The organism is Gammaproteobacteria bacterium (genome assembly GCA_029884425.1).
Lineage (GTDB): Bacteria > Pseudomonadota > Gammaproteobacteria > S012-40 > S012-40 > JAOUHV01.
Genome location: JAOUHV010000015.1, coordinates 20,408 through 42,858, shown reverse-complemented (window position 1 = coordinate 42,858; position 22,451 = coordinate 20,408). Strand labels below are relative to the sequence as shown.

Here is a 22,451-nt window from a genome sequence, read left to right as displayed (position 1 = left end):
CCTTCCTTTTCGTGCAGAATCCATTCACAAAAGGTAAACTCTAGCGCCTATGAGCCAACTTGCCCAGAAACAAATCCTGCTCGGCGTCAGTGGCGGCATTGCCGCCTACAAATCCGCCGACCTTGTCCGCCGCCTGCAAGACCAGGGGGCGGTCGTGCGCGTCATCATGAGCCGCGCCGCCACCGAGTTCGTCACCCCCATGACCTTCGAGGCCCTCAGTGGTCATCCGGTGCATGTGGAATTGTTCGAGACCGGCACCGGCGCCATGGAACACATTGAACTGGCCCGTTGGGCCGACGCCATCCTGATCGCGCCAGCCAGCGCCAACACCCTGGCCCGACTGGCCCACGGCCTGGCCGACGACCTGCTCAGTACCGTCGTGCTCGCCAGTCGCGCGCCGTTGGCCGTAGCGCCAGCAATGAATCAACAGATGTGGGCTCACCCAGCCGTACAAACCAACATCGAAACCCTGCGCCAGCGTGGCGTGCAGATTTTCGGCCCTGCTTCGGGCAGCCAGGCCTGTGGCGACGTGGGCACCGGTCGCATGCTGGAACCACTGCAACTGGTCGAGGCCCTGGAAAGCTGTTTCACTCCGCCCTGTCTGGCCGGAAAGCGCGTCACCATTACCGCTGGCCCGACCCGCGAGGCGCTGGACCCGGTTCGCTTCATCAGCAATCGCAGCTCCGGCAAGATGGGCTATGCCCTGGCCCAGGCCGCGCGCGCGGCCGGTGCCGAAGTCACTCTGGTCAGCGGCCCGGTTAATCTGCCTGCGCCCGCCGGCGTAACCACCCTCCGCGTCACCAGCGCCGATGACATGGCCCAGGCCGTACTGCAAACCCTACCCGGTTGTGATATTTTCATCGCCGCAGCTGCCGTAGCTGACTACCGCCCGGCACAACAGGCTGAACAAAAAATCAAAAAGAACGACAGCGAAATGCGACTGGAACTGGTGCGTAATCGCGACATTCTCACCGAAGTATCTACCCACCCACATCGCCCCTTCTGCGTTGGCTTTGCCGCCGAGACCGAAAATTTGCAGGCCAACGCCCAGGCCAAACTGCAGCGCAAGCAACTGGACATGATCGCCGCCAATTGGGTGGGTGCCAGCGCCGAAACTGAACAAACCGGCTTTGACAGCGACGACAACGCCCTGCATGTCTACAGCAAAAATTCTGACACCCTGTTGCGCAAGACCAGCAAACAGCGTCTGGCCCAGCAGTTACTGCAACTTATCGCCGAGAAATACCATGAAGCAAATCCAGCTAAAAATTCTTGATCCTCGCATGGGCAGTGAGTTCCCGCTGCCCACCTACGCCACGCCCGGCAGTGCCGGCATGGATTTGCGCGCCATGATCGACGTCAAACTGACCATCGCCCCCGGCGAGACCGTGCTGATTCCTACCGGCCTGGCCATCCACGTCGAAGACCCGAGTCTGGCGGCGGTGATTCTGCCGCGCTCCGGCCTGGGCCACAAACACGGTATCGTGCTGGGCAATCTGGTGGGCCTGATCGACTCCGATTATCAGGGGCCGCTGATGGTGTCCTGCTGGAACCGTGGCAACAAACCGTTTGAACTGGAAGTGGGCGAACGCCTGGCGCAACTGGTGTTCGTTCCGGTGGTACAGGCGAGCTTTGAAATCGTCAAGGAATTCGGCGCCTCCGAACGCGGCGAAGGCGGCTTCGGCTCCTCCGGTCGCAAGTAAAAATCAAAATCAATCAAGGACAAGCGCATCGCATGAGCACGCAGTACAACGCCGATTTCCCCATCACCGAATCCATTTTCAAAGCCTACGACATACGCGGCATCGTCGACCAGGGACTGACCGAAGACATGATGTTTGCCATCGGCCGTGCGCTGGGCAGTGAAATCATCGCCAGTGGCAAACACCAGGCCTGCGTCGCCCGCGACGGTCGCTTGTCCGGCCCGCGCCTGCTCAAGGCGCTGACCGACGGTCTGCTCGCCTGCGGCGTGGATGTGATTGATGTTGGCCGCGTGCCCACGCCGGTGCTGTACTTCGCCACCTTTGAGCTGGCCACCGGCACAGGCTTCATGCTCACCGGCAGCCATAATCCGCCCAACTACAACGGCCTGAAAATGGTGCTCAACGGCGTCACCCTGTCTGGTGACACCATCCAGAAACTCAAGCAACGCATCATCGACAAAGACTTCGTCAATGGTCAGGGCAAGCTGTCGCACCAGGATGTGCAGGACGCCTACGTCGCACGCATCGCCTCGGACATCAAACTGCCGCGCCCGCTGAAAATCGTCATCGACTGCGGCAATGGCGTGGCCGGTGAACTGGCCCCCAAACTGTTCCGCGCACTGGGCTGTGACGTGACCGAGCTGTTCTGCGAAATCGACGGTAACTTCCCCAACCACCACCCCGATCCCAGCCAGCCGGAAACCCTGGAAACCCTGATCGAAAAAGTAATCCACGGCGGCTACGACGTTGGCTTTGGCTTTGACGGCGACGGCGATCGTTTGGGCGTGGTTGCGCCCAGCGGCGAAATCATCTGGCCTGACCGCCAAATGATTCTGTACGCACTGGACATCATTGAACGCAATCCCGGCGCACAAATCATTTACGACATCAAATGCTCACGCAATCTGCACATTGCCATTGAACAGGCCGGCGGCGAGCCACTGATGTGGAAAACCGGTCACAGCCTGGTCAAAGCCAAGCTGAAGGAAACCGGCGCGCCACTGGCCGGCGAAATGAGCGGCCATATTTTCTTCAAGGAGCGCTGGTTCGGCTTTGACGATGCGCTCTACACCGGCGCACGCCTGCTGGAAATTCTGTCCAAGGATTCACGCTCCACCGGCGAAGTCTTTGCCAGCCTGCCCAACATGGTCAACACCCCGGAACTGCGCCTGGAATTTGATCGCGACGGCGAACACTTTGAGTTCATGGCTCGCCTGACCCAGGCGGCCAATTTTGGCGACGCCAGAATCACCACGATTGATGGTTTGCGGGTAGATTTTGCCAACGGCTGGGGACTGGTGCGCGGCTCCAATACCACGCCTTGTCTGGTCATCCGTTTTGAGGGCGAGGACGAAAATGCCATGCTGTCCATCCAGGAACAGTTCCGCAAATTGTTCCAAAGTCTGGACGACAGCCTCAAACTCCCGTTTTAACTACAAAAATACCGAGTATAATCAGCACCTCCCGAGATACGAGATTAGCGCCTATGAGTTTAGATGCCAATTCAGCCATGAATATCGCCAAAGTCCTGGTTGAGGCCCTGCCTTACCTGCAGCGTTTTGCCGGTAAGACCTTCGTCATCAAATACGGCGGCAACGCCATGATAGACGAGGAATTAAAAACCAGTTTTGCCCGTGACATCGTACTGATGAAAGCCGTTGGCATTAATCCCGTGGTGGTGCATGGCGGTGGTCCGCAGATCGGCAATCTGCTCAAGCGCATCGGCAAAGAAAGCGAATTCATCCAGGGCATGCGCGTCACCGACGCCGAAACCATGGACGTGGTGCAAATGGTTTTGGGCGGTCTGGTCAACAAGGAAATTGTCGGCATGATCAACACCCATGGCGGCAAAGCCGTGGGCCTGACCGGTAAAGACGGCAACATGATCCGCGCGAAAAAACTCACGCTGAAAAACAACTCGCCTGAATTGAATGCCTCCGAAATTATCGACATCGGTCACGTCGGTGAGGTCAGCCGCATCGACACCACCCTGATCGAACGTCTGGTGGCCAACGATTTCATCCCGGTGGTTGCGCCGGTGGGCGTGGGCGAGAACGGCGAAGCGTACAACATCAACGCCGATCTGGTGGCCGGTGCATTGGCTGCAGCATTGAAGGCCGAAAAGCTGATTCTGTTGACCAACATTCCCGGTCTGCTGGATAAAAACAACAATCTGCTGACCGGTCTGAGTTCCAAAATGGTGGACGAACTGATACAAGACGGTACTATCTATGGGGGAATGCTGCCCAAAATCGACAGCGCCCTCAAAGCCGTACAAGAAGGCGCTCACACCGCCCACATAATTGACGGCCGAGTAAAACATGCCGTAATGCTCGAGATCTTCACGGACGAAGGCATCGGTACATTAATCCGCAGCTAAACGTAAACGGAGTAGACGCAGTGAGTACTAACAAAGCGAAATCGTCGCGCAAACAGGAAATTCTCGAAGCCCTGGCGCGCGAGCTGGAAACCAATCCGGGCACGCGCATCACCACCGCCAGTCTGGCCAAGGCCGTGGGCATTTCCGAAGCCGCTCTCTATCGTCACTTTCCCAGCAAGGCCAAGATGTTTGAGGGCCTAATTGAATTCACCGAAGACACGGTTTTCAGTCTGATCAATCGCATCCAGGCCGACCACGCCGATGCACAAAACCGCAGTGCTGCCTTGCTGAAACTGCTGTTGGGTTTCTCCGAGCGCAACCCGGGCATCACCCGCATCCTGCTGGGTGACGCACTGGTCGGTGAACACGAACGTCTGCGTGGTCGCATCAACCAGTTCTACGAGCGCCTGGACACCCAGCTCAAGCAAATATTGCGTGAAGGCAGTATGCGCAACGAGTTGCCGGACAATTTCCCGATCAATGCCGCCGCCAACCTGATGCTGGCCACGGTTGAGGGTCGGATCAGCCAGTTTGCCCGCAGCGGCTTTAGCAAGCGCCCCACCGAACACTGGGAACAACAGTGGCTGCTATTGTCCGAAACCCTGTTCGCCAGCCAGATCGAACCCGCATAATTGTTCTGCTCTGTGCCACGGCTCATCTCACTGCGAGCCGTGGCCATTGCCATTCCCCATCTTTAGGCGTCGCCCGTGTCCTGGTTTGATCAAATCCTGCTGTTTCTGATTTCGCTGCTGGCCAACCTGTTGTCGGCGTTTGCCGGCGGCGGTGCCGGTCTGATTCAGCTGCCTGCGCTGATTTTCCTCGGCCTGCCATTCAGCCTGGCGCTGGCCACCCACAAAGTCGCCAGTGTGTTTCTCGGCATTGGCGCCACCGTGCGCAACCTGCGGGAAAAACCCCTGGACTGGAAATTTGCTTCGCTGATTCTGGCCAGCGGCCTGCCCGGCGTGATCCTTGGTGCCAACATCATCCTCAGCATTCCTGACCATGTCGCCCAGGTGGCGCTGGGCGTGCTGACCATCAGCCTGGGGCTGTATTCGATTTTCAAACCCAATCTCGGTCAGCACAGCCAGCCACAACATCGCGACCGGCGCGGCTATCTGATTGGTGGCGGGCTGCTGTTTTTCATCGGCGTGCTCAACGGCTCGCTGACCTCAGGCACCGGCCTGTTCGTCACCCTGTGGCTAGTGCGCTGGTTTGGACTGGATTACAAAACCGCCGTCAGTTATACGCTGGTACTGGTCGGTTTATTCTGGAATGGCACTGGGGCCGTGACCTTGGGATTGCAGGGCAGCATTGCCTGGGATTGGTTGCCGGCGCTGATTCTGGGATCGCTGATTGGCGGCTATTTGGGGGCCCACCTGGCCATTGCCAAAGGCAACAAATGGATCAAGCGGATTTACGAAGTTGTCACGCTGACGGTGGGACTAAAGCTCATCCTGAGCTGATTAACCGGTTGTCGCCTTGCGGGCCACCGGACAGGCCTGCGGGTCGTAATCAATGCACATTTCCACGTACAGCTCACCTTCCTGGCAGCGAAACGGCACGACGATGACCTTCATCGGCGCATGATGCTTGATCACGTGCCCAGCACCATTCAGCACCTCAGGCAAGCTCATGGTCAATCGGTAGCCTTTTTCTTCCAGCAGCACCTTGGTGCTGCCAGTCACCATGTTGGCAATCTCGCCGGCCAGATCAAGCACCCAAGGGTCAATGGCCGATGGTTGACGCCGTAGCATGCGCCGGCACAGCGCCAAAATCAGCGATCGGGAAAATGAAATCGCCACCGACCCCATGATTCCCTCGCCATTGATGCGCAACATCCCTGTGACCTCGCCCAGGGATTTGTCGCCTTTCTTCAGCTGCGGCTTGCCTGGCGCCAGCTCCAACCGCGCCATCAAACCCAGCATATCGACCACGTTTTTTAGTACCGGATTGACCAACTCGACATTCATGCCTAGCCGCCCATCAGAAAATTAGTTCAATAATTGATCGGCGCACTATTCCTGTTCTTGAGTGTGGTTGTTGGCAATCCATCATCGCCGCAGACGACTTCTATCCGCCGCAGCCATGTGCTATAAAACCGGCCAGTTTGCACTGTGAATAACCCAAGAGAGTAGATCATGTCTAAATTCGACCACGTCAGCGTGACCCAAGCCGCCAACATCTATTTTGATGGCAAAGTCACCAGCCGCACCCTAACGTTTGCTGATGGCAGCAAAAAAACCCTGGGCATAATGCTGCCCGGCGAATACGATTTTGGCACCGACGCCCCTGAGTTGATGGAAATCTATCGTGGCGACCTGGACGTATTGCTGCCCGGCGAAACCGAGTGGAAAACCATCAAAGGCGGCCAGTCGTTCAATGTTGCCGGCAACGCCCGCTTCCAGTTGAAGATCCGCGAAGTTACCGATTACTGCTGTTCGTTTCTGTAATAAAAAAAGCCCGCAGTAATTGCTGCGGGCTTTTTTGTTTCTGCGCCAAATTACCACTCGTATTGCTGATAAAACGTCGGCAACATCTGCAGCATTTCCTCGCGACTAAAAAAACGGTCTGCACGCGCCAGACGCATTTCGTCCTGAACGTCAGCATCGCCACCAAAGCAAAACACCGGAATATTGATCTGAAATTGCATTCGAATCTGGCGAATGACATCAATCGGATCAAACGCATCGACTTCATTCAAATCCATCAGCAAAAATCGGTAGAGCAACACATCATTCCAGTCACCAATCTGCTCAAGATCGGTCACAATCGTCAACTGCCAATCGGCCGGCAGTAGCTTTTCGACGGCAGCGATCATCGACGCGTCGGTAGTCATCAAAATCTGGCGTTTTTGCAAACGCGCTTCGATGGTGGGCACAGATGGGTTAGGTTTCATCGCCAGCATCATCGCCTTCGTAAAAATAATCAAAATAAAAATCGCGCAGTTTCAGATCCAGATACAGACTTTGTCGCTCCTTCATTCCTTGCTCAAACACCTTGGCCAGCGCCTGGCCTTGCAAAGCATCCAGAATATGAATCTGACCAATCAAATCCTGATCGGTATCGAGCACATGCTCAGGCATCGCCTCCGGATAGTCGGCATACAGCAGCCAGGATTTGCATTCGGGATCACTTGGGTCCAACGGCTGCAGAACGATTTTTCCCAGCCACGCCAGACGCGCTACCTGATTGAATTGATTAATGTCGAGTTTTTTGCCGGCCTTATATTTGCGCAGCTCGTTTTTGATATCACCAACGCTGGTGATCTTGATGGGCTTTTTCACATGACTACCTTTGCCTACAGACGTCGTTTCAGTATCCCAGAAAAACAAAAAGCGGGAAACAGTTCACTGTTCCCCGCCCATTGATTCGCGTCGACTAATAGCGATAGCTGTACATCAACTGCCAGCTAAATTGTGAGTGACTGCTGGTAACCGCAGGAATGGTGCTGCCATTGCCTGGGTTAGTGGATTCCACATTCAGCGCCTTGGTGAAAGACAAATCCACTTGCTGTGCACCACTACCCATGCCCAAACCCAGTGTCAGATGTGATTCAACAATCGCTGGAAACAGCGCGTTGAGGTATTTTTCTGGCACAGGGTTGTTTGCATGGTTGTAACCAGCACGCAGCACCAGATCATTTTTCACCTGATACGCACCGCCCAAGGAAATCACGGTTTGGTCATCCCAGTTTTGATACAGCGCCATATCCATTTTCGCGCCCGCAAAACCACCATTGGCTGCAACATTGTCTGCCTCAAAGGACATGCTGAAATCTTTCATCACGTCTGACCAGGCGATTTGCTTCACATCTGCCACCACCATCAGCTTGTCGCTGGCCTGATAAGCAGCACCAAACGCATAGGTTGCAGGCCACTGGAAATTCTTGACGGTGATTTTACCACTCACAGGAATATTCATGTCCACATAGGTGCCCGACGGCGCACCGCCTGACATCACTCCAGTGTCCGCAAGTACCCCCATGCTCATCACCGCATCAGAGGTAGTCATGTCGCTGAGACTGGTTTTGGCATGATATGTCGCACCTACATTTAATTTGCGATTGATCTTGTAGGCCAAACCAATCTTGCCGCCGTAGCCGGTCGCCTGTGCCTTGCCGGAATATTTGTCGTCATTGGAAAAATCAAAATAGGCATGGTGCAATTTCTGTACGCCGGTTCCGCCAAATGGTTCATACATCAGGCCAAAACCCTGCACCAATGTTCCAGATGCCTCACCAATATTCTGGGCCGCTGGATTGGCCAGATCCTGGAACTGCGCTTCGCTCATGGCCATCTGTAAATCCATACCGGCCCAGACATAATCCAGGGTCGCTGCCACACTCAAGCTATCATTGACGCTGAATGAAAGTGGCAAAATCGCACGCCCTACACTGACTTCAGAGCGATTCACCAAACCTGCGGTCAACGCAGTATTGGTGCCCATGCTGGGATCAGCCATCCAGGAATTGGAACCAAACTCGGTACCCATACCACCTTGAGCAAAAACACCTACACCATAGATCAGCGTTCCTGATTTTTTCGCCCAGCCCATGGCTGGCATCATGTAGGAACGGCCAGTGGAATCACTGGTCATGGTCATTGCACCAGCATCCACGGTCGCATCAACACGTGGACCAAGTACACCAACCGCAACATCAAAACGATGCTCACTGTTCATCATTGATAACGTTGCCGGATTATTCATCACCGCCGCAGTTCCGTTATCATATGCCATGGATGCCCCACCCATACTGGTAGCAATCGGCCCATAGCCTTCCATATTCATGCCATTGGTTGCCAAGGCTGGCGCACTGAAAACCATTGCCATCGCTGCCGCCAATGCTGTTTTTTGATTCAGTCGTTTCATACTGACCTCCTAACTGTGCCCAGCCTCACGCACCTTTCAAATGCGCACGCCATCCTGCCTACATGCTTTTTTGTACTTTCATAAATACAAGATCGTACAAAGCGTCGAACTTCCTCTTAAAAAAACTAGGTTTTTTAGAACGAGTTCACACAAACAGTTAGCGACCAGTCACATACCAGCTTTTCTCGGCAAATATTGAGGAAATAAAAAAGCCTCCGAAAGGAGGCTTTGAGAAACAACGTTTAACTTTTTCAGTTAATCTTCGTCGTGATAGGTACCCACATTTTCACCGGCCATCTGCCGCCGTACCACACCTACATCGCGGGCATTGAGCGCAAACGGGAATGACAAGATGTCAGTGGGAGTGGAATCGCCATACGGACGATTGCAGGCAGAAACATCATCTTCCTTGCCTGGACATCCTGAAGTTTGGAAAGGTTTGCCGGTGGCAATCAGCGCTTCCAACTCGGCCTGCGGCATGCCAAAGTCGATCACCTGGCCTTCAGCATTGAATTTCATATTGTCGACGTGTCCGCCGGCATAATCGATCAGATAGCGGCCCAGCTGCACACGACGCCACTGATCACGCGACACCGCAGCCCAGTCTTCCATCATCGAACCACGCTCGGGGAAGAACGCAAACATGTGATTGTGACCACCCATATCGCGGATTTTCTGACAAACCTGCAGCATTTCCTGTTCAGTCTCGCCCATGCCACAAATCAGATGCGCACCAAATTTTTCCGGGCCAAAAATTTCTGCCGCCCACTCAATCGCCTGCCAATACTTTTCCCAGGTATGCGGACTGTCAACGGTCTTGCCTCGGGTACGTTCAAAAATGTTCGGCGTCACCGCATCCAGCGCTACGGTAAAAATATCAGCGCCAGCATCACGCAGCGCGACCAGATCGTCGTAGCTCATGGTGGTCGGATTGGAAAGAATGGACACAGGTACGTGTGGCACTTCCTTCACCCATTTTTTCAACAACACCATGGTGTCATCATCAGAGTTCGGATGGGTGATCATGGAAATACACATGCGCTCGAAGGCCGCTTTATCCTTGCCGGCCTTGACCTTTTCAATCACGTCATCGTAACGCGCGGTCGGCCAGTCAACACGAATGAAATTGCGATCGGCGTAATCGCGCGACTCTTCGCGGTGGCGCGCCAGGCCGCAATAACTGCAGTTGGCGCGACAACCTTCGGGATAAGTCACCAACAAATTCAAACAGTGAGTACACGAAGTGCGATGCATCGCACCTTCCACCAGTCCCAGCGTAATGGCTGCGGCAGTCGACATCTGCACATAGTCGGGCGAGCGCATTTTCGGGGTTTTGACATAGTAATCCGGTTTGTAAAAATTCAACGGCACTGTCATCGCTTCTTTGGTGACGCTCATCTTCCGCTTCCTCTGTTAAACGGCCACAGCCTGCTGCTGCGGCTCGAAAAAATATTCATCAAATGCAATCCAGCCACGACGCATGACATCATCACGCTGCGCCGCCGGCGTATGCCACACTGTCAGCAATTCCTTGCGACGGTTCACCGCACGCTGCAGTGTGTCCTGATACTGGTCGCGCATTTCGTCCTGATAATCCTGCAGGGCATCGCGATCGCCCTGCAAATAATCCACGGCGGCCTGCCCCGCTGCCTCGCCACTGAGCACGGCCGCAGAAATTCCTGCACCGGTAATGGGATGGGTAAAGCCACCGGCATCACCGACAAACATCACATCCCCAACCACCAGTGATTGACGTAACCCGCCTACCGGAATCGATCCGCCAGTGCGTCCATGAATAGTGGCGCCAACCCGACCACTTTCGATCAACACACGATGCAGTCGATCCAGCGGCGTTTTCAAATCCTCGCCGAAACGTTTGTCCGACCCCATGCCCAGGTTGGCTTTATTTCCCTTGGGAAACAACCAGCCATAGCCACCGGGAAAATCATCACTCAACCAGATATCGGTATCCGTAAATGGTTGCAGCAAATCAACGCTGTACTGTCGCGTGTTTACCGTCTGCAATTCTGCCAAGCCCAACTGCCTGGCAACCGCAGAATGAGGACCATCCGCAGCCACCAGCAATTTGTAGTGAACCTGCTGCTCGCCCTCAGGGGTGACAATCGTTGCAACGCGACGCGCAGCATCCAGCGTCTGCAAACGCGACTGCAACCAGATCTGCGCGCCAACCGCTTGGGCATCACGCGCAATGGCGGCATCAAATTCGTCGCGGTTAATCATCAAGCCAGGAAAAGCAGTTTGATCAACCTCGCCGGAGGGTAAAAAACTTTTCATTCCGCTGATGGTTTGCACCCGCACCGGTTCACTGCTGGCCAAACGACTCATGGGCAGCGGCACAAATTCAGCGCACTGCACCGGCACGCCGAGCTGGCGTTTTTTCTCCACCGCCAACACGCTCAAGCCGGCACGAGCAGCCACCGCCGCAGCGCGTCCGCCTGCCGGCCCCAAGCCGATGACCAGTACATCGACGTTCACTAGACTGATTCCGCCTGATTCACTGTATCCAACGCAGCCTGGATCGCAGTTACAAAATTTTCCGGTTTGAGCAGCAACATTTCTGCGCCGTAGCTTGCAAAAAATGTCTCAACATTGCGCTGCAAATCCACTACCGCCGAGTCACGCAGCGCCGCTTCAAGATCCGCGACCAATCGACGCGGTTTGACAAAAAAGTCGCCGGTCAGCCAGACCTGTTTGATGCGGTTTTTACTGGCATCCAACAGCACATTGGTGCGTACCAGGCCTCCATCAAATTTGATAATACTGCTCAGAGTCGGCGCTTCGGCAGCAGGACGATTGTGTTGATAGACCCAATCCGCCGTATCCATTTCCGCCAGCGCCTGATTGTAGAGCTTCACCTCGTCGGCATTCAGCTCGCTGCTGGGTTCAAATTCAATACCAAACTCTGCCGCAAATTCTGCGGCGATGGTTTGCTTGACGCTCGCCATGTCAGGCAGTTTGCCAAGCAGGTCTTTCAGGTTGGCAACACGCTCTTGTGCCGAAGCGATAGCTTTGTCGGAAAGTTTTTCTGCAGGAATATTGAGCACGCGCATCATGCGGCCCACATCAAAATCGAGCAACAAGGTGCCCTGATACAAAATCGAATCACCGTCAAACGCGCCGCCAGTGCCCGAAATTTTCTTGCCATCCACTTCGATGTCATTGCGCGGACGGAATTTAGCATCAACGCCCAGCTTGCTGATCGCACGTGCAGCAGCCTCACAAATACGCTTGGCAATCGCGCCCATATCCGCCGTGCCCAGCACTTTCTTGTCGAGATACAGCTCCCAGCCGATTTGGGTTTGATCAAAATAAATTGCGCCACCACCGGTCATGCGTCGTTGAATGTCAATGCCATTGGCCTGGCAATAATCTGTTTTCAATTCCTGTTCAGCACTCTGATGAAATCCCAGCAGCGCACAAGGCGTAAATTGCAGAAAGCGCAGCGTATGCGGCGTCACTCCCTGTTGATGCCCCTCCAGCAGGGCACGATTCATCGCCATGTTTTCTGCAGCACGACGAAGACCGGTATCCAGCAGGCGCCATTTATTCTCACTACGACTCATGTTCAGTTTTCTCCTTGGTTATGCGCCAACGACCTTAATGCCAGCGAATGCCGCACTGGGGGTAAAAACGGGACGTCGATTACGACGTTCATGTTCGATGATTTCCTGCAGATCCAGTTCCAAGCTTTCGTCGTTGTCCTGCATTGCCATGACTTCATCACCGACCGCAATTGAACAGCATGCCGGAGTGATTTTGACTTTTCGCTCCAGACGCGCAGCCAGTTCGACCACACCATCCGCCGGATGAGCAACGCCGCTAACACCCGCCATCACTGCGTAGGCATCAATTTGTACTTTGGCAATTCCCGACGGACGCGCGCAACCCAGCAGCAGCGGCGTTTGCGGCAATGCCTCGCGTGCATCCATGAAAAAACGTCCTACTTCATGCGGATTGGGTGTGGCAAACGGCTTTTTCGCCGGCGCGTATTGCGGCATGACCACCACCAACACCACCGCATCAGGTACATGGCGCTGCAACATTCTCAGCGCATTCCATTCACCCAGCAGTTTGCCATAATGCAAGCCAACAACGATGTGCGGCACCACTTTCATTTTGCTATTGACCAAACATTCAAGCGTGCGTTCAAAATCATCCACGCTGCGCTTCAAATGATAAACCTGGGTAATGGTTTCCTGCGCGCCAATCACATCCATCATCGCGGCATCAATGCCGGACTGCTCCATTTTCAGCGCGATATCTTCGTCCACCAGCGCGGTATGCAGCGCGATTTTGAATTGAGGAAACTCGTCTTTAATGCGGCGAATGGTGGAATAGTAAGGGTCGTATTCGACAATATTTTGATGATTTGAGCCACCGGTCAACAACATCCCACCGGCCCCCATCTCAATCTGCTGATTGACCACGCGCCATAAATCTTCCGGCGTGCGCGCAGGGATCATTGGCTCAAGAATTTTTGCCTTGCAGTGATCACACTGCAATTTGCAATCACTGCCGGTAATCGAAACTGCTGGCCAGCTACTGCTGCCACAACTGCTGATTTCGTTGCTGGCGTAATTTTTAAAATTGGGGGTATAGAAATTTACCCGCGCCTGACCATGATTTTGCAATCCGGCCCAGGTGTCTTGCATGTGCTGAATGAGGTTCCGATCGAACTCAATATCTTCCAGCGCTTCGACGCGCTCTATGGCACCAGACCAGTCCAGCATAAATCACCCTGATGTCGTACCGCCAAGGTGCCGAGGCACACAACGAACACCTTCGCAGATTTGATTGAACGGATACACGAGGGCGGCAGCGCTAGGCCAGCCGCCCCGCAGAGCTGATCAGTTGCAGCCTGCGAAACCGTCGGCGTTCATTTTCGCTTCAAAAGCAGCCAATGCCGCAGCACCGGTTACCAGATCAGCGGAGTCACCATCCCAGTTTTCAGGCTTGATTTTCACCAACCAGCCAGCTCCGTATGGATCAGCATTGATGGTGCCTGGACTGGCAGATACCGCATCATTGACCGCAGTTACTTCGCCAGACACCGGAGACTTGGCGGGACCAACCCACTTGCCAGATTCCACCGTGGCGCAGGATTTGTCTTTTTTGACATCCTTGCCCACTTTTTTAGGCGTGTAAGAGACGATTTGTCCTGCCAGCGATGCCGCATACGAGGTCATACCAACAGTGACGTTGCCGTCTGCCTCTTTGCGCACCCACACGTTGTTATCAACGCTGTAGCTCAGATCGTCTGGAATTTTACAGCCGCGCACATCACCCATGGATTGCCTCCCAATTTGCTTTTTATAAAAACTGGACCGGACAAATTCGCCAGGTCCGCTACTCGAATTCCTAAAACGATATTACCTTATCCGAACTCAGGATCAAATCAGCCAGTGCGCCGCCGCCAACCACGTCATCCACTTCGTCAATCAGATCTTTTTCCGGATCGATTTCATAACCTGGCAACGCTGGCAAACAACAGACCAGTTTAACGCCTGCCTGCTTGGATTCCCGAATGAAATCGATAATCACCTTGCCGCCTTCCATCGCCACCAGGTTCTCGGCCACACCCTTTTTCAGCAAATTCACCGCTTCCATAGTGAAAAAAATCTTCACATCAGCATCCATTGCCGCCAGGATAGAACCCAGAAAGAAGGGCGTCGCGCAACGCTTCGGTGTGCTGGGGCCGCTAGTCATGATGATCAGAACAGTTTGCTCGTCATTGTCCAAATAGTGATCAGGATTCACTCTTTATTTCCGCTCACAATGAATATTTTCGCGCTGCGCTCGCAGGCAATAGCCGCGCTGCGCTTCCTCGCCCGTCACAAACAGCGCAAAGACATCGGCAGAGGGATCGGCTGGTCGAACCCTCGCAATCCAGGCACCAAAGGGATCCTGATTCAGAAGCGCAGGTTTTTGCAAAACCGCCAGATTTCCCTCTTCGATAACACAGTCAATCAGATTGGGGACAGGACCCGCCCACTTTCCACTCTCTAGCGTCGCAATGGGCTTGCCCGCAGTGCGCTGCGTGCCGGGTTTGCGTACCCGCACATGCAAAATTCGACCTGCGATGGTTTGGGAGATATCGGTCATTCCCACCCTCAGGCAACCGTCAGCATCCTGCGCCATCCAAATCTGAAAATCTTTATCGTAATACAGCTCTGGATGAAACTCGCAGCCGTTACAGGTCATGCCCCTTCCCTCAAATACCCCGGCGACATGGCACCGGGGCTATTTTTTTAAATCACGCCTTTTTGTTTTAGAAAATCGATCGAGTCGCTGATGTTCTCATGTATACCGAGCTTACGGGGAGATAAGCCCAAAGCCAAGCCCAACAGCTGGGTGAAATAGATGATTTTTACATTTGTCTTGATACCGAATACTTTTTCAGCACGCACCTGGTGCATTTCCAGACCAGAATGGCAGGTCGGGCACTCGGTCGCAATCACCTCGGCACCACAGTCTTCCGCCGCCTGCAGCAGATTAAGCACCAGCTGCGTAGAGGTATCCGCGTCGGACAAGGTGTGCGCGCCACCACAGCAGGCCGTTTTCAGCGGGAAATCGACATTTTGCGCACCCGCCGCACCCAGCAAATCGTCCATAAAGTGCGGCTTGTAGGTGGACTCGGAACCAGGGCCTTTATCTTTTTCTGGATAAATCTGACGCGGACGTGTGTACATGCACCCATAGTAGTTCGCAATCTTGATGCCTTGCAGATTTTTGCTAATGCGCTCCTTGATGCCGTCCACGCCCACTTCTTCCATCAACCACTCCAACAGGTGCACGGTGCGCACATTGCCGTTGTAGACAGGATCATCTGCCTTCTTCGCCAAATCCTGCACCGTTGCCAAGGAATCGCTGGAGGTTGCCAACTCGTATTCCGCTTTTTTCAAATTGTGATAACAGCCGTTGCACGGCGCCATCACCGTATCCAACCCCATTTGCTCGGCGGCAATCGCCAAGTTGCGCGCAGACAAATACGTCTGCAGCATCGGGTGAACGTTTTTAACTTCCATCGCGCCACAGCAATTGTAGTCGCGCAAATTTTCCATCTGCAGATTCAGTGCGCCCACAATGGCTCGTGTCGAGCGATCATACGGACCACCACTGCCTTCCAGCGCACAACCAGGATAATACGCCACCTTAGCCATGAGCTGCCTCCTTCTGCTGCTTCACATATTCTTTTAGCACATCACCCGTTTTACCCCAGGACTTGGTTTTCGGATGAAACACTGTATTCATGCCGGAACGAATCAAGTGTTTCAGTGGCAGATGCTTAATCATGCGTTTGATCATTTCCACCAGCCAGTCCTGCGTCAAACTTTGCCCGGTTTTCTTGAAGAAATTTTGTAGTACCGCGCTATCCTCTATCCGACCACGTGCCGAAATCTGATCCCAAAATTCTTCATCAAATTTGGTGGACGGCGTTTTTTCAGTAATGCCTTCCTCTTCCATCCAGTGCGCCAGCGCCTTCATCACACCCTCTGGCTTAACATCCTTGGGACAAATATTGGTGCATTTGTTACAGGATACGCATTGCCAAATAATGTCTTTGTCCTTGATCAACTCATCCTTTAAACCAAGGCGAGTGAGGTAAATCCAGTAGCGAGGATTAAAGTTAACGTTCTGCGCATACATCGTACAAGAGTTGGTACAGGAACCACACTGCCAGCAGCGGTAGACGTAATCACCACCGCCGTACTTCATGATCGTTTTTTCAAAATGCTCATCGTAATCGCGGAGGGTGCGCGGCGTAATCATTGTATTCCAGTGACCAGACACGTCCACGCCATCTATCACCAGTGATTCGGCAGTCTTTAATCGGTCAGCATCAATCAGCGATTTTTCATGGATAGCCATGGTTCTCTCCGTCTTTCCTCAAACGTGTTAATGGACAGTAGCCGCCTTTAGACGCGACCGACCGCCGTTCCTCGCCGGTTCTATACCTAACAGTTTCACCACAAAATCCAGCGGCTCCATTCGCCCGCCAAACTCCGAGCCCATCATGCCCATGCCACTGGACATGGCCAGCACGTAATCCGCATAAGCCTGGGCCTTCACCAGATCCACCAGCAATGGCAAATCACGGTAGAAACCCTTTTCACTCAGTTGCCCAATTATCCAGAGCCTGGCTGCCTCAAAATCTTCAGGAGCAACACCCATGTCCACCGTTTGCATCGTGTCATTGGCGCGAATAAACTCGCGCAATGAACCGCTCTGGGTCTTTGCATCCCAAATCCAGCGAGTCATCAGCGGGTAGTGCTCAGGATCATTAAAATGAACTAGTTCCACCGCAAAATCCCACAGTGCTCGCTGCTGTTTTTTATTGCTGGCCGCCGCCACGGAAACAAAGTTATCCAATCGTTCGCTTAACGACTGCTTGCCGCGAAGCAGCAACTCGGTTCGCTGACGCCAGTCATCCATCGACAACGAAGAAACGACATCACCCAATCGGCGACGTGCGGGAAACACCGTATCCAGCACCGCCTGAAAAGACTGGGCATCCATCTGCAACAAGACATCGGTTCGCAATGCTTCGGTAAAAAGCGTTTGCTTGCCGCGCAACGCATCAAGAAAAACATCGATGCCGCCACGCTCCGCCGTTGCATCCAACAGTCGCTCCAGTTTGGATTCGAGAATTCCCGCATCAAATGACACCCTGAGCTCAGCGGGCTCAAGGTGATCAACTCGCTGCAAAGGTTCGCGTTTAAACCAGAGCATATCGCCTCGTTATTTTAGGTGCGAAATAGCACGCAAAGCCGCAGCCTTGCCCTGCGAAATGGAATCATCGATAGTCTCTGGACCATACGCTGAGCCACAAGAATAAACACCTTTGCGCGATGTCCCGCACGTATTGGTGTAGTGCTCAGAGCGCTCGATGTAACCATGTTTTTCCAAATTAACGCCAAACGCCCGAGAAATTTCCGGATTGTCTTCGTTGGGGTCCATGCCCACCGCATGCACCACCAGATCAAATGGAATCACGATAGGGCGTTTCACCAGCGTGTCCTCGCCTTTCACCAGCAAGCGACCATCGGGCGACTTGGTGACTTCAGCGATACGCGCCTTGACGTATTTGACTTTGAATTCTTCCTGCGACTGCCAGTAAAACTTGTCTTCGTACAAACCGAAGGTGCGAATATCCATGTAGTAGATGAACACTTCGGTCTGCGGTGACATCTCGCGAATTTCCATCGCCAGGTTAGCGGACACCGTACAACAAATTTTCGAACACCACTCGCGCCCAATCTGGCGGTCACGTGAACCCACACAAAGCAAAATCGCCACGCGCTGCGGCACGCGCCCATCGGACGGACAGACGACCTTGCCAGCACCCACCATTTGCTCCACCTGGGTGGTCGTTACCACATCAGGGAAAGTGCCAAAACCCCATTCGGGTTTGTTGATGGAATCAAAATGAGTGAATCCCGTTGCCAGCACCACTGACGCGGCTTTCACCGTTGAGCCATTGGACAGCGTGGCACTAAAATTCCCCACGTCTCCGTCCAGCTTGGTGATTTTGACACCTTTGTTTACCGTAATATTTTTGTCGCCTTCAACGGCGCTGACCATGCGACCAATAGCATCCTTGGCCCATTCGCCAGAAGGCACCAGCTTGGCGTACCCCGACAAAATCGGCGCACCGCCCAAGCGATCTTCCTTTTCCACCAGTATCGCTTTTTTACCTGCGGCAGAAACCCCAGCTGCAGCGGAAAGACCAGCGGGTCCGCCGCCAACGATTAGTACTGTGTCCGTCATGTTCGTTTAACCCCCCACTGCCAGTTTTGGATCGTATAAATACTCAATTTTTCCTGCCTCAACCTCTTTGAGGTAAGCCTGGAAGCTCTTCTTCGCGTCAGCCCAACTGATGCCCATTTTTTCAACAACTTCTTCACAGGGAGAAGCGTGCCATTGCAACTGGACAATCTTGAAGGGGTCAGCGCCACAAGCCAGCGCCGCCAACTGTACATCCGCCATGATAGGCATACTGAAGTTTTGACCGTGAGCCTGACCGATCCACTGATTTTTATCCATGGTGGTAATACAGCCGGTGTCGATACCCAGCATCACGTCGGCATTGGCCTCTTCACGCGCCACGCGGATTTTGCGATCCATCGTGAATGAACGAGTGAACTCGCGCTCGGAAATAATGTGGCGGAAACCAAAACCGCAGCAGTCATACCAGGTGGAATAATCGATCACTTGCGCACCTAGGGCTTGCGCTACCGAGGTTCCTGGCGCAGCACGATTACCGCCCAGAACAGTCGGATCATAAATCGCGTCTTCGTGAACCATTTTGTAATAGTGACATGCCGCATGTACTGTCACGCGCAAGTTTGAAATATCGATGGTCTGTAGCTCGTTGGCCATGCGATTGCGCATCACATGCACCCATTCAGAGTAGTGAATGATTTCCTCGGGAATAACCAGTTTTCCATCCACCAAGCGTCCAAGCTTGCCGAGAATTTTTTTCACTTTCTCGCGCAACTGTGGCGATTCGATCAGATATTTGCGAATTTCTTTGTAGTTACCAAACGATGTTCCGCAATGCACCAAGGGATAAAAGTGCCCAGCACCGTGGCCATGCTGTTTGCCCGAAACATAGGCTTGATGGAAGTTGCGAAGGAATACCGCCGCCAACGATTCCACATTACCAATGCCCGAACCGTGATAATTCCAGGCCGTGCATGAGGTCTGATCGGTTTCGTCCAGGTAATCCTTGCCCGGCACATAGCCAAACTTATTCATGAACCACATCAGCGACGTGGGATAGCCAGGAATGTTGCCGCACTGACCACAGGATTTGTGATGCCATAACTGGGTGGTGGGAATTTTCTTGTCCCAACCAAACAGCGTTTTGGTCATGATCGGTTTATGATCATCGGTGATGCGATGAACAATAATCTCGCCTTCTTTTTCCAGGTGCCACATGTGCTCGCGCACATCATCCATGCGTTCGCCCAGATCAATGCTGCGCTTGTCCACATGCTTGCGAACCCAATCAGTGGCGGCGATAGCATCCGCTTCCGACAGATTGGTCTGCTGGAAAAACGAACCATGTCCCGCAACCCCTTGACCATCGGTGTTGTGAAAACCAGGCTTCATGGTGCCGGGACCTGCCCCCTGGGAGGACGTGTTGTGATGTCCGGGTTTGTGATCATTACTCATAAGTCGCGACCTCCAACTGGAGTTAAAATTGCCGATGATCAATCATCGTCGTCTTTGTCTTCCTGTTCTTCCAACCAGTCATCGTATTCCTCTTTTTTCTCATCGATGAAATCTTCGATAACGTCAAAGAGGTTCTCGTCCATGGTTTCCAGTTGAGTCAAAACGCCTGTCATTTCCCAAATGGTGTACATTTCAACCGAGGTTTTTAAACTCACTTCCCAGGCGGTATCTGTTGTCTGCAACGTTTTGACCGGAATAGCCTTGCGCAAGGTTTTCAGATTACCTTCGACTTTTTGAATATTGGGGCCCCAATCGGGAAAATGATCAGGCTGTATCATGTCGGGTGACAATTGATTACCCGTAGTAATCAGCTTAAGCATGACACGACCAAAAGGACGCAACACTTCTTTGGCAGAGTCCATGCCGTGTTTGATTGCCACTTCGCGCATGATGGCCACCAGACCACCAGGGGAGTTTTTAAACGGACAACGCGCCGCACAAGTCATGCATTGAGCACAGGCCCAAATTTTCTCCTGCATGGCGTCGTAAATCTGATCCACGTTTTCGGTCCAGAGCAACTGGACGATTTCGCGGGGGGAGTAATCGTAGAACTGCGCCGAAGGACAAGTGGCAGTACAAATCCCACAATTTAAACAGCCGTTTAGCTCGTGCTCGTAACGAAAATCACTGCGAATATCTTCGAAGATTTCCTGCATTTCTGCATAAGTCGCCATGTCCAGCACCCTCTTCGTTTAAGCTCACCCTCGTAAGCTTAGCTCACATAACATCCACAATCATATTGTTATATTTTAATATAGGTGGCAAAGAAAAAGGGCGCAATGCACCCTTTCTCTTAATCACATATACAAACTGACGTCAGATTCGCCAGCGAACTCAAAGAACGTGGCCGCACCGCCGTACTCAACACCATCCAGCAGTTCGCTGTGGCTGAACTCGAACAGATCAACCGTCATCTGGCAGGCGATGAATTTTACTTCCGCCTCTAGACACAACTCGCGCAATTCGGCCAGATCGGCTACGCCCTTTTTCTTCATTTTTGCCTTCATCATGGAGGTCATCATCGCCTCCATACCCGGCATTGCCTGCATCAGAACTGGCACAGGCATGGGCATGGGCATCGCGGGATTACCCAGCGAGCTCATTTTCAGATCCAAGTCTTTCTTCAGCAGCTGCAAGCCGTAAAACGTGAAGAAAATCTGTACCTGATAACCTAACGCTGCCGCAGTCGACGCCAGAATGAAGGGCGGATACCCCCAGTCCAACGTGCCCTTGGTAGCGATAATGGCTAATTTTTTCTCTGACATAAACTCACCCTTTACTTCAAACCAGCCAAGTCGACCACTGCCAGTTTTAATTTCTCACTGCGATTACGACTTTTTGATGAGAAAGTAAAACTTGCCGCCATTCTCCTTAGCCTCAATCAGCTGATTGCCAGTCTGCTTGGCAAACGCTTCGAAATCCTTCAATGCACCAGGATCGGTAGCAATCACATGCAAAACCTGTCCCGAAGACAGCGCTGACAGTGCTTTTTTTGCACGCAAAATTGGCAGCGGACAATTCAAACCCGATGCGTCCAATTCTTGATCAAAGTTAGCCATGGTTCCATTCCTCGAAAATTTTATATCGTCGCCAATCTCTAAAAACCTAGTCGACAAAACACACTTTGTCTGCAACCAAATTTATTTGCGAGATGCTACCGGTTGCTATCTATAGCGGCAACCCCGCTAGCGGCCACGAATAGAAAGTATTAATACCTAGTTAAAAACTATATTAATATCATCTAATATAAAACAGTTCAAACAGCTTATCGTCTATTAGCTGCAGAAACTTTCCACACAGACCGATGTATATTTGATGGAAATACTATGTTCTTTTTCGCCACTCCATATGAGGGAATGATCATGGATAAATCTAACTTTCAACAAGATACCCGATATTCCGCCACATTGCGCGATAGTGAGGGCAAACTGAGACCTTCGAATTTTTATGTGCTGGCCCTGCATGACGATGGCATGGTCGTGCGCTTAACTGAGCGCGAAGGCATTCTGCGTAAAATTACTTACAGCGACGTCATCAAAATCGTCAGCCAGCAAAGTGTATCTGCACAGAACCGTTATTGCGTTCCTGGCGCACTGCTGACCGCCAAACATTGGACAAATCGCAAGGAAATCCAGCATTATTCCAGTTCTCCGCACATGGGAAAATAAATGACAACTGTCGCGACCGGCGTATACCCCATAAAATTACTGACCCACACACTCCCCATTACTTAAATGGAT

At 52.9% G+C, this 22,451-nt stretch carries 26 protein-coding genes and 1 pseudogene; 8 read left to right on the top strand and 19 right to left on the bottom strand.

Annotated features, from left to right (window positions below):
* The first annotated feature begins 49 nt into the window (after window positions 1-49).
* From coaBC to OEW58_06150, 6 genes are all read left to right on the top strand, one after another.
* A complete protein-coding gene (coaBC, locus tag OEW58_06175; GenBank protein MDH5300933.1) occupies window positions 50-1,276 on the top strand; it encodes a bifunctional phosphopantothenoylcysteine decarboxylase/phosphopantothenate--cysteine ligase CoaBC in 1,227 nt (408 codons plus the stop codon).
* Window positions 1,248-1,703, top strand: coding sequence for a dUTP diphosphatase (gene dut, locus OEW58_06170; GenBank protein ID MDH5300932.1), 456 nt, complete (start codon window positions 1,248-1,250; stop codon window positions 1,701-1,703). Before coaBC ends, dut begins: the two co-directional genes overlap by 29 nt.
* A gap of 32 nt (window positions 1,704-1,735) precedes the next feature.
* Complete coding sequence (locus OEW58_06165) at window positions 1,736-3,136, top strand: phosphomannomutase/phosphoglucomutase (GenBank protein ID MDH5300931.1); 1,401 nt, start codon at window positions 1,736-1,738, stop codon at window positions 3,134-3,136.
* Window positions 3,137-3,189: 53 nt separating this feature from the next.
* Window positions 3,190-4,083, top strand: a complete 894-nt coding sequence (gene argB / locus OEW58_06160; GenBank protein MDH5300930.1) for an acetylglutamate kinase — start codon at window positions 3,190-3,192, stop codon at window positions 4,081-4,083.
* Between the two features lie 20 nt (window positions 4,084-4,103).
* Window positions 4,104-4,715, top strand: a complete 612-nt coding sequence (gene slmA, locus OEW58_06155; GenBank protein MDH5300929.1) for a nucleoid occlusion factor SlmA — start codon at window positions 4,104-4,106, stop codon at window positions 4,713-4,715.
* Window positions 4,716-4,790: 75 nt separating this feature from the next.
* Window positions 4,791-5,546: a sulfite exporter TauE/SafE family protein gene (locus OEW58_06150; GenBank protein ID MDH5300928.1), complete on the top strand. Its 756-nt coding sequence runs from the start codon at window positions 4,791-4,793 to the stop codon at window positions 5,544-5,546.
* On the opposite strand, the gene OEW58_06145 is transcribed toward OEW58_06150, so the two are convergent.
* Window positions 5,547-6,053 (bottom strand): chemotaxis protein CheX, encoded by a 507-nt coding sequence (locus tag OEW58_06145; GenBank protein MDH5300927.1) that lies wholly within the window; start codon window positions 6,051-6,053, stop codon window positions 5,547-5,549.
* A 168-nt stretch (window positions 6,054-6,221) separates the two neighbouring features.
* Here OEW58_06145 and OEW58_06140 point away from each other — a divergent pair, with 168 nt between their 5' ends.
* Window positions 6,222-6,533, top strand: a complete 312-nt coding sequence (locus OEW58_06140; protein ID MDH5300926.1) for a pyrimidine/purine nucleoside phosphorylase — start codon at window positions 6,222-6,224, stop codon at window positions 6,531-6,533.
* Between the two features lie 50 nt (window positions 6,534-6,583).
* On the opposite strand, the gene OEW58_06135 is transcribed toward OEW58_06140, so the two are convergent.
* From OEW58_06135 to OEW58_06050, 18 genes and pseudogenes are all read right to left on the bottom strand, one after another.
* Window positions 6,584-6,979, bottom strand: a complete 396-nt coding sequence (locus OEW58_06135; protein MDH5300925.1) for a hypothetical protein — start codon at window positions 6,977-6,979, stop codon at window positions 6,584-6,586.
* On the bottom strand, window positions 6,969-7,367 hold the full coding sequence (locus tag OEW58_06130; protein ID MDH5300924.1) for a hypothetical protein: 399 nt from the start codon (window positions 7,365-7,367) through the stop codon (window positions 6,969-6,971). The genes OEW58_06135 and OEW58_06130 overlap by 11 nt, the downstream gene beginning before the upstream one ends.
* A gap of 94 nt (window positions 7,368-7,461) precedes the next feature.
* Window positions 7,462-8,952, bottom strand: coding sequence for an outer membrane protein transport protein (locus tag OEW58_06125; protein ID MDH5300923.1), 1,491 nt, complete (start codon window positions 8,950-8,952; stop codon window positions 7,462-7,464).
* 255 nt (window positions 8,953-9,207) lie between these two features.
* Window positions 9,208-10,350, bottom strand: a complete 1,143-nt coding sequence (locus OEW58_06120; GenBank protein MDH5300922.1) for a radical SAM protein — start codon at window positions 10,348-10,350, stop codon at window positions 9,208-9,210.
* A gap of 15 nt (window positions 10,351-10,365) precedes the next feature.
* Window positions 10,366-11,457 carry an NAD(P)/FAD-dependent oxidoreductase gene (locus tag OEW58_06115; protein ID MDH5300921.1) on the bottom strand — a complete coding sequence of 364 codons (1,092 nt, stop codon included), beginning with the start codon at window positions 11,455-11,457 and terminating at the stop codon, window positions 10,366-10,368.
* Window positions 11,448-12,536: a lipoate--protein ligase gene (locus tag OEW58_06110; protein ID MDH5300920.1), complete on the bottom strand. Its 1,089-nt coding sequence runs from the start codon at window positions 12,534-12,536 to the stop codon at window positions 11,448-11,450. The genes OEW58_06115 and OEW58_06110 overlap by 10 nt, the downstream gene beginning before the upstream one ends.
* Window positions 12,537-12,680: 144 nt before the next feature.
* Window positions 12,681-13,703, bottom strand: a pseudogene (locus OEW58_06105) (radical SAM protein).
* A 117-nt stretch (window positions 13,704-13,820) separates the two neighbouring features.
* Window positions 13,821-14,261 carry a glycine cleavage system protein GcvH gene (gene gcvH, locus OEW58_06100; protein ID MDH5300919.1) on the bottom strand — a complete coding sequence of 147 codons (441 nt, stop codon included), beginning with the start codon at window positions 14,259-14,261 and terminating at the stop codon, window positions 13,821-13,823.
* A 70-nt stretch (window positions 14,262-14,331) separates the two neighbouring features.
* Window positions 14,332-14,730, bottom strand: coding sequence for a DsrE family protein (locus OEW58_06095; GenBank protein ID MDH5300918.1), 399 nt, complete (start codon window positions 14,728-14,730; stop codon window positions 14,332-14,334).
* 3 nt (window positions 14,731-14,733) lie between these two features.
* Window positions 14,734-15,174, bottom strand: coding sequence for a glycine cleavage system protein H (locus OEW58_06090; GenBank protein MDH5300917.1), 441 nt, complete (start codon window positions 15,172-15,174; stop codon window positions 14,734-14,736).
* Between the two features lie 47 nt (window positions 15,175-15,221).
* Entirely contained in the window at window positions 15,222-16,133 is a 912-nt protein-coding gene (locus OEW58_06085) for a CoB--CoM heterodisulfide reductase iron-sulfur subunit B family protein (GenBank protein MDH5300916.1), read from the bottom strand.
* Window positions 16,126-16,842 carry a 4Fe-4S dicluster domain-containing protein gene (locus OEW58_06080; protein ID MDH5300915.1) on the bottom strand — a complete coding sequence of 239 codons (717 nt, stop codon included), beginning with the start codon at window positions 16,840-16,842 and terminating at the stop codon, window positions 16,126-16,128. The genes OEW58_06085 and OEW58_06080 overlap by 8 nt, the downstream gene beginning before the upstream one ends.
* Before the next feature lie 27 nt (window positions 16,843-16,869).
* Entirely contained in the window at window positions 16,870-17,703 is an 834-nt protein-coding gene (locus tag OEW58_06075) for a hypothetical protein (protein MDH5300914.1), read from the bottom strand.
* Window positions 17,704-17,712: 9 nt separating this feature from the next.
* Window positions 17,713-18,741, bottom strand: a complete 1,029-nt coding sequence (locus tag OEW58_06070; protein ID MDH5300913.1) for an FAD-dependent oxidoreductase — start codon at window positions 18,739-18,741, stop codon at window positions 17,713-17,715.
* A 6-nt stretch (window positions 18,742-18,747) separates the two neighbouring features.
* Window positions 18,748-20,151, bottom strand: a complete 1,404-nt coding sequence (locus OEW58_06065; protein MDH5300912.1) for a heterodisulfide reductase-related iron-sulfur binding cluster — start codon at window positions 20,149-20,151, stop codon at window positions 18,748-18,750.
* Window positions 20,152-20,189: 38 nt separating this feature from the next.
* Window positions 20,190-20,867: a 4Fe-4S dicluster domain-containing protein gene (locus tag OEW58_06060; GenBank protein MDH5300911.1), complete on the bottom strand. Its 678-nt coding sequence runs from the start codon at window positions 20,865-20,867 to the stop codon at window positions 20,190-20,192.
* 141 nt (window positions 20,868-21,008) lie between these two features.
* A complete protein-coding gene (locus tag OEW58_06055; protein ID MDH5300910.1) occupies window positions 21,009-21,476 on the bottom strand; it encodes a DsrE/DsrF/DrsH-like family protein in 468 nt (155 codons plus the stop codon).
* Window positions 21,477-21,539: 63 nt separating this feature from the next.
* Window positions 21,540-21,770 carry a sulfurtransferase TusA family protein gene (locus tag OEW58_06050; protein ID MDH5300909.1) on the bottom strand — a complete coding sequence of 77 codons (231 nt, stop codon included), beginning with the start codon at window positions 21,768-21,770 and terminating at the stop codon, window positions 21,540-21,542.
* A 303-nt stretch (window positions 21,771-22,073) separates the two neighbouring features.
* Between OEW58_06050 and OEW58_06045 the strand changes: the two genes are divergently transcribed.
* Window positions 22,074-22,379, top strand: coding sequence for a hypothetical protein (locus tag OEW58_06045; protein MDH5300908.1), 306 nt, complete (start codon window positions 22,074-22,076; stop codon window positions 22,377-22,379).
* Window positions 22,380-22,451 lie beyond the last annotated feature (72 nt).